The organism is Flavobacterium sp., assembly GCF_044368625.1.
Classification (GTDB): domain Bacteria; phylum Bacteroidota; class Bacteroidia; order Flavobacteriales; family Flavobacteriaceae; genus Flavobacterium.
Genome location: NZ_JBIPPD010000150.1, coordinates 1 through 8,095, shown reverse-complemented (window position 1 = coordinate 8,095; position 8,095 = coordinate 1). Strand labels below are relative to the sequence as shown.

General features: G+C 36.6%; 6 protein-coding genes. All 6 read left to right on the top strand.

All coding sequences use genetic code 11. The features are described from left to right. Positions 1-552: hypothetical protein (locus ACIQ2X_RS11245; RefSeq protein WP_396179016.1), on the top strand; the 552-nt coding region annotated here is incomplete at its 5' end. Positions 553-562: 10 nt separating this feature from the next. After that, a complete protein-coding gene (locus ACIQ2X_RS11240; RefSeq protein ID WP_396179015.1) occupies positions 563-1,696 on the top strand; it encodes a restriction endonuclease subunit S in 1,134 nt (377 codons plus the stop codon). A gap of 17 nt (positions 1,697-1,713) precedes the next feature. Beyond that, positions 1,714-4,743: a type I restriction endonuclease subunit R gene (locus ACIQ2X_RS11235; protein WP_396179014.1), complete on the top strand. Its 3,030-nt coding sequence runs from the start codon at positions 1,714-1,716 to the stop codon at positions 4,741-4,743. A gap of 394 nt (positions 4,744-5,137) precedes the next feature. Beyond that, the gene (gene glmM, locus ACIQ2X_RS11230) at positions 5,138-6,526 is read left to right on the top strand and encodes a phosphoglucosamine mutase (RefSeq protein WP_396179013.1); all 1,389 of its coding nucleotides are present in this window, start codon (positions 5,138-5,140) and stop codon (positions 6,524-6,526) included. A gap of 140 nt (positions 6,527-6,666) precedes the next feature. Next, complete coding sequence (locus ACIQ2X_RS11225) at positions 6,667-7,137, top strand: HAD domain-containing protein (protein WP_396179012.1); 471 nt, start codon at positions 6,667-6,669, stop codon at positions 7,135-7,137. A gap of 85 nt (positions 7,138-7,222) precedes the next feature. After that, positions 7,223-7,873, top strand: a complete 651-nt coding sequence (def, locus tag ACIQ2X_RS11220; protein WP_396179011.1) for a peptide deformylase — start codon at positions 7,223-7,225, stop codon at positions 7,871-7,873. Positions 7,874-8,095 lie beyond the last annotated feature (222 nt).

Genomic DNA, 8,095 nt, shown 5'->3' with positions numbered 1-8,095 from the left:
TTTTTAATTGGCCAACTTAAAGATGGTAAAAAAGAAGAATTACAAGAGGAGTATGTTTATTTTATTTCTGAATCAAAAAAATTACTCTCTAATTTAATTCAAAGAGAAAATAAATATTTTTCAATTTTATTCAAAAGTATTGATGATTCTTTATCACTTCAAAATTTCACACCAATTTATGATACAACTTTTTTATTAAATGATAATTGTGTTGCATTGATTCAGCAAGTAAAACAAAGAGTTGTTGGTGAAAAATTAGGTTTTTATAATGTGTGTTTCAATCATTTTTTAAATGAGTTTCAATATTTTTTTGAGATCAAACATATGAATTCAACTGAAGCTAATTCTTTAGAAATAAAAACAAAAATGACAGAGCTTGGATTTAAAGTTGGAGAAATAAACTTTGTTAATCATTTTTTTGAAAGAAGAAATCAAAATTCAATTTCTCATACAAATAAGCCAGATATTGGTTTTTGGGGAGTAAGTAAACACGAATACCTACACTATAATGAGAACTTGTTGCCAATTATTGAAAAAATATTTTTATCATAAAACTAAATAAATGCCAAAAAACTGGAAAACATATAAACTCTCAGATGCTTTAGAAATAAAGTATGGAAAAGACCATAAAAAAGTTCAAGATGGAAATATACCCATTTATGGAACGGGTGGAGTTATGCGTTATGGAAATCAAGCATTGTATGATAAAGAAACAATCTTAATACCACGAAAAGGTTCACTAAATAATATCTATTATTTAAACGAACCATTTTGGTCTGTCGACACAATATTTTGGTCAAAAATAAATGAAGATGTAGCTTTTCCTAAATATTTATATTACAATTTAAAAGTTCTTGATTTTGCATCAATGGATGTTGGTTCTGCAATTCCAAGTTTAACAACTGAACTTTTAAAGAAAATTGAAATTGAGTTACCTTCTTTAATAGAACAAAAATCCATAGCCTCCATCCTCTCCACAATAGACGACAAAATAGAAAACAACCTAGCCATCAACAAAACCCTAGAAGAAATGGCAACGGCATTATACAAACACTGGTTTTTAGACTCTGCTACTGATGATTGGGAAAAGTTTTACTTAAAAGACATAATTGAAATAAAGGGAGGTTTTTCTTATAAAGGTGAGTTTATAGGTGAAGGAGATTCACTTTTATTAGGCATGGGTTGTGTTTCTTATAACAAGAGATTTGTTAGTTCAGGAGCTAGATTATATTCTGGGGAATGTAATTTAAGTCATTATGTTGAACCTGGTGAAATTGTATTAGCTACACGACAACAATCAGATAACCTTCCAATTCTTGGTAAACCAGCTATCATTCCAAAATATCTATTAGGAAAGAAAATAATTGTAGGAACTAATCTATACAGGGTAATAAACAAATCTAAATTAAGTAATAGTCTCCTATTTCAATTACTGAAAAGTAAGGAGTACAGTGAACATGTTCGAGCTAATGCAAGCGGTACTACTGTAAGAATGATTACGAAAGATGTTATTGAACTTTATGAATTAGAACTACCGCCAGAACATCTAATTTATAAATATAACGAAAAAATATCTTCAATAAGTGAAAATATAGAGCAGAACACAATCGAAAACATAACCCTAACCCAATTACGAGATACTTTATTACCAAAGTTAATTAGTGGTGAAGTGCGGTTAAAAGAGTTTAGAGAGTAAGTACAGCGTTTAATTAAATGAGATTCCTGCCTTCGCAGGAAATGAGTATGACAAAAGAAGCTACCATAGAACAAGCTGCCATAGACTGGTTAACCGATTTAGGTTATACCCATGTAAACGGCAGTACTTTGCCACAAAATGCGAACGAAGTGGTTTTAAAAGACCAATTGTTGGCGTTTATAAAAAAGCAATATCCACAATTGCCAAGCGAGTTGCAAGCCGTTGCTGTTGCAGAATTTGCCAATACCAAAGGCGCTGATTTGTTGTATCGCAATAGAGATTTTCATTTAAAGCTCACCAAAGGTTTAGATTTTGAATACAAAGATGCCCACAAGCAAGACAAAGCCGTACATATTTACCCTATCGATTTTCAACACCCAGAAAACAATACGTTTTGGTGTGTCAATCAGTTTAGTATTGTAGGTAAAAACAAGCGTCGCCCAGATATTATAATTTACATCAACGGTTTGCCTTTAGTGGTTTTTGAATTAAAAAACTGGTTTGACGAAAATACCAATATTGCCGAAGCTTTAAACCAAATAGGGCATTATACCAAAGATATTCCGCAATTGTTTGAATACAATATGCTAACCATTATCAGTGATGGTAACGAAGCCCAACACGGTATGTTCAACGCCAAAAGCGAATGGTATGCCGCTTGGAAAAGCATCGATGGAACTACTTTAGTGGACGATGATTTTCAAATGCATACGTTGTTGTTTGGTTTGTTTCCCAAAGAGCGCTTACTCAATTACATCAAGAACTTTATCTTTTTTGAAGATCATAATGGCACTTTGATTAAAAAAGGGGCCAAATACCATCAGTTTTTTGGAGTCAATTTTGCTGTTGAAGCAGCCAAAAAAGCCATCAAACCTTTCGGCGATGGACGAATTGGGGTAATATGGCATACACAAGGCAGCGGTAAAAGTATTTCTATGGCGATATATGCAGGAATACTACGCAGTTTACCCGAATTGAAAAACCCAACTATTGTAGTACAAGTCGACAGAAGTGATTTGGATTTTCAGTTGTATGAAAACTTTGTGTTGGCAAAAGATTTAGTAGGCGATGTGCAACATGCGGATTCTACGGATGATTTAAGACGCTTGCTTTCTACTGGAAGTGGTGGTGTCATTTTTACTACCATCGAAAAGTTCCGTTTAAAAATGGGTAACGATGAAAAACTAGGCGAAATAGAACATCCTATTTTATCGGAACGAGAAAACATTATTGTAATGGCCGATGAAGCCCACAGAACGCAATATGGATTGTTAAGTGGTTTTGCTTCCAACTTACGAAAAGCCTTGCCTAATGCTTCGTTTATTGGTTTTACAGGAACACCTGTTGACAGTAAAGATGCCGACACACAAGAAGTTTTTGGAGAAACCATTCACGTGTACGACATCAAGCAAGCCGTTGAAGACAAAGCAACCGTTCCAATTTATTACGAACCCCGATTAGCCAAGTTGCATTTGAGCAATGAGAATATTGACCAAGATGTAGATGCCATTACAATAGATGAAGAAGACGCTTCCAATTTAAAATGGGCGGCCATTGAAGATGCAGCGGGTTCCGCAGAACGTGTGGCAAAAATCGCTGCTGATATTTTAAATCACTTTAAAAACCGAACCGATACCTTACCAGGAAAAGCAATGGTAGTTTGTATGAGTAGGAGAAATAGTGTAAAAATGTATGATGCGTTAACGGCATTAGAAGGTTGCCCAGAAGTTGCCGTTGTAATGACAGGTAACATATCCAAAGATCCCATAGAATGGAATCCGCATATTAGAACGCAAGACGCTACAGAAGCATTAAAAAAGCGTTTCAGAAATTCTAAGGATACGCTCGAAATCGTAATTGTTAGAGACATGTGGCTCACTGGTTTTGATGCTCCTTGTGTGCATACGATGTATGTAGATAAGGTGATGAAAGGACACAGTTTAATGCAAGCCATTACCAGAACCAACCGCGTTTTTAAAGACAAACCATCAGGCGTTATCGTGGATTATATTGGAATTGGCGACCAACTGAAAACAGCCACTAATAAATATACGGGAAGTGGCGGAAAAGGCGAACCAACTATTGATATGCGTCAAGCCTTAGAAATGTTTTATAATCAAGTTATCATTTGTAAGTCACTTTTAGGCGAAAATATAGATTACAGCCATTGGAAAGGATTGCGTGACAACGATAAAATGTTGTTGGTTCGTAGTGCCTTGAGTCGCATTATAAAATTTGATGAGGTGGCCAATCAATACATGCTGGAAGAAAAGAAACTGACAGGCTTATTGTCTATCGTGAAATCACAACCGGAGATTCAGGATTTTGCTATTGATGTACTGTTTGCACAACATTTATCTAAAGCGATTAGAAATGCCAAATCGGTTAAATCAGGCAAACGCAATGCAGCAAACGAAGTTAAAGAATTAATCAGTCGAAGTATAGAATCGGATGATATTATTGATGTTTTTGCCATGGCAGGCATTGAACGAGCTGATATTTCGATTTTAGACGAAACCTTTTTGTTGGGTGCTAAAAAGGATAAAGACAGTATGGCGATTAAAATAGAGTTGTTAAAAAACATTTTAAAAGATGAAGTAAAACTCCGAATGCCAAAAAACATTAAAAAATATACCTCATTAAAAGAAGAAATTGAAAAGGTTATTGAACGGTATCATTTAAATGCAATTGATTCGTACACGGCTATTGCGGAATTGGTGCACAGAGCCCAAGAAATGCAAGACGAAGACAAGCGTAAATCGGAACTAGGTTTGTCGGACGAGGAATTGGCATTTTATGATATTATTGCAGCAAAGAAAGAAATCATTAACGAATCAGGACCGATTCAGAACGTGGTTCATGCTGTTGTAAAAGCAGTAAAAAGCAACTTGCAAATCGATTGGATGAATAAGGAAGATGCCAAAGCAGCCATTCGTTTAGCGGTAAAAAAAGAACTGCGAGGCAAAGTAAGCATCTCAGAATTGAATGGTATTCTCCAAGAGATTATGGAACAAGCTGAGGGACAGTTTAGTGAATGGAGGGCTTAAAAATTCGATTAGGATATTAAAACCGTACAAAACATTTTAAATGATTTAGCTACCGCACTTCGTTATTGTGAAAGAAAAGACATTGGAAAAGCAGGTAACACGTGTATGGTCTGCAAAAAATTAGCATTACCACTTTTTTAGCCCAGATAGCCCCGAAGCTTCGGGGGAAAGCCCGGAGGCAAAAAGCGTAGTTTTTCCTGCTCAAAAAGAGCGACCCTAGAAGCTCCTTTTTGAGCTTGGAAAAACAAGCTTTTTGCTGAGGACTTGCTGTGAATAGCTGGAATAAGCTCCTGAAAAAACAACAATTTCGTAACGTGCTTGGTTGATTTAAGCCATCGGTTTACTAGAAGTTCTGAATGCAATTATTATATTTGTCATAAAACAAAACAAAGTTATGACGTTAATAAAATCAATATCTGGAATTAGAGGAACCATCGGCGGCACGGTGGGCGACAATCTTACGCCTGTGGATGCGGTAAAATTTGCTTCGGCTTACGGCACGTGGCTGAAAAAGTATTCGCAAAAAGACAAATTAATCGTGGTCGTAGGGCGTGATGCACGGATTTCTGGCGCGATGATTCACAATCTTGTGGTCAATACATTGATTGGTTTGGGTATAGACGTTATCGATTTAGGACTTTCCACAACGCCAACGGTTGAAATTGCAGTTCCGTTGGAATTGGCAGATGGCGGCATTATATTGACGGCGAGTCACAACCCGAAACAATGGAACGCGCTGAAATTACTGAACGAAAAAGGAGAATTCCTAAATGGTGCTGAGGGTGCAAAAATTCTAGAAATTGCCGAAAACGAGGATTTCCTTTTTGCAGAAGTAGACGATTTGGGCGAAATTACTTCGAACGATGCTTTTATGGACATTCATATCGACGAGGTTTTGAACATGGAGTTGGTAGATGTGGAAGCGGTGAAAGCGGCCAAATTTAAAGTGGTGGTGGATGCTGTGAATTCTTCGGGAGGCATTATCATTCCTAAGTTGCTGGAACTTATGGGTGTGGAAGTAGTGAAATTATATTGCGACCCCACCGGACATTTTCCGCACAATCCAGAACCTTTAAAAGAGCATTTAACCGACATTTCTGAATTGGTAGTCAAAGAAAAAGCCGACTTAGGAATTGTGGTCGATCCTGATGTGGACCGTTTGGCTTTCATCTGTGAAGACGGAGAAATGTTTGGCGAAGAGTACACTTTAGTAGCTGTGGCTGACTATGTTTTGGGCAAAACACCTGGCAATACCGTTTCGAATATGTCGTCTTCTCGAGCCTTGCGGGATGTGACGGTGAAGCACGGTGGCACTTACGAAGCCAGTGCTGTGGGAGAAGTGAACGTGGTGGAATTGATGAAGAAAAACAATGCCATTATTGGTGGTGAAGGAAACGGTGGCATCATTTATCCGGCCTCGCATTACGGCAGGGATTCGATTGTGGGAGCTGCGTTGTTTTTGACGCATTTGGCACACAAAAAAATGAAGGTTTCTGAGTTACGGGCTTCGTATCCTGAATATTACATGAGCAAAAACAAAATTGAATTGACGCCTCAAATTGACGTGGATGCGATTTTGGAAGCGATGACCGAAAAATACAAAATGGAAGAAATCACTACAATCGACGGTGTGAAGATTGATTTTGCTGAAAACTGGGTGCATTTGCGAAAATCCAATACGGAACCGATTATTCGGATCTATACCGAAGCGGCTTCGCAAGAAAAAGCGGATGATTTGGCTTTGAGGATTATTGATGAAATTAAAGCGGTGGCGGGGATTTAAAAAGAATGAGGAAGAATTTGACACGAATTGCACACCCGAGCGACAGCGAACAGACGAAGTAAATTTTCACGAATGATCTTAGATTTAATTCCACGAATTCGATTCATTAATCATGAATTAAAATAAAGTAACTTTGTAACATGTTAATATTGTTAGACATAGATGGCGTAATGGTTCCTGCTAACTCTTGGAAAAGACCTGAATTTTTAAATGATGGCTTTCCAACATTTAGCCATAGAGCTACTCAAGCACTTCAAAGAATTATCTTTGAAACAGGTGCTACTATCGTGCTAACTACTTCTCACAAATTTACTTACACATTAGAACAGTGGAAAAACATCTTTGAGGAAAGAGGTATTAAAACCAATACGATTGATCGTCTTTCGGAAAATACAAACCATTTAAGTCGAAAAGAAGAAATATTGAATTGGTTACACACAAATACGATAGATGAAGAATTTATAATCATCGATGATGATAAATCTTTAAATGCATTACCTGATTTTTTAAAAGAGCAATTAATTCAAACGAGTGCAACTGTGGGTTTAACTGACGAACTCATTGAGGATGTCTTAAAAAGAATTTCGAACAAATCAGAATATACATCGTAGAAAAAAATTACTAAACTTACCCCGAAAAACAATCGTTTCTTTGGGGTATTTTTATTTTAAATGCTTCATTATATGTATTTTTTATATGAAAAACACAACCCTAACACTCCTATTCCTTTTCATTGCAACTAACCTTTCTGCACAAAAATTCAGCAGTGAAGAAAAAAAGCTCATCCAATCGGGAGATGTTAAAACGATGCTGAAAGTGATTCAAATTACCGACGAAAAGGAGTTGAAAATCTTGACCAGCGTTTCTACCGATGTGGATCCAAAGGATGCATTGTTGCCTGTTCTAGCAGAAAGAATGTTTCTATCCATGCGAGATCCTGCCAATCCGGGAATCGGAATTGCGACACCTCAGGTAGGTATCAACCGGAATTTGTTTTGGGTACAACGTTTTGACAAAGTCGGCGAACCCTTCGAATTGTACATCAATCCTAAAATTACGTGGCGTTCGGCATTACTGCGAAAAGGTATGGAAGGTTGCCTTTCGATTCCGGATATTAGTGGTGAAGTGTTGCGTAATTATACCATCCAAGTCGCGTATTTGGATAAAGACGGTAATTTTCACGAAGAAATAGTCGAAGGTTTTACCGCGGTCGTTTTTCAGCACGAATACGATCATTTAAATGGTGTGTTGTTTACTGATAGATTGAAAGAGCAAAAAGCACTAGAATTCTCTGAAATTGATGAAACTGTACCGTTGTTTGTGGAGAAAAAATTACGGAAACAGTAGATTTATTTTTGTTAAAAGGGTGTCTAAAAAATCTCATTTTTTGTCAAGCTGTCCCGACTTTTCGGGACGTTTCAGCTTCTCTAAATGTTGTCAAAAGTATTTAGTCATTCCTTAAATATGTTATAACAATCTGTCTGTTAATAACTTGTATATAAAAATAGTAATAAAAAGCGAAGTTAAATTGCCAAAAAGAGTATATTTAGGTAAAAAAAAGTGGCAATA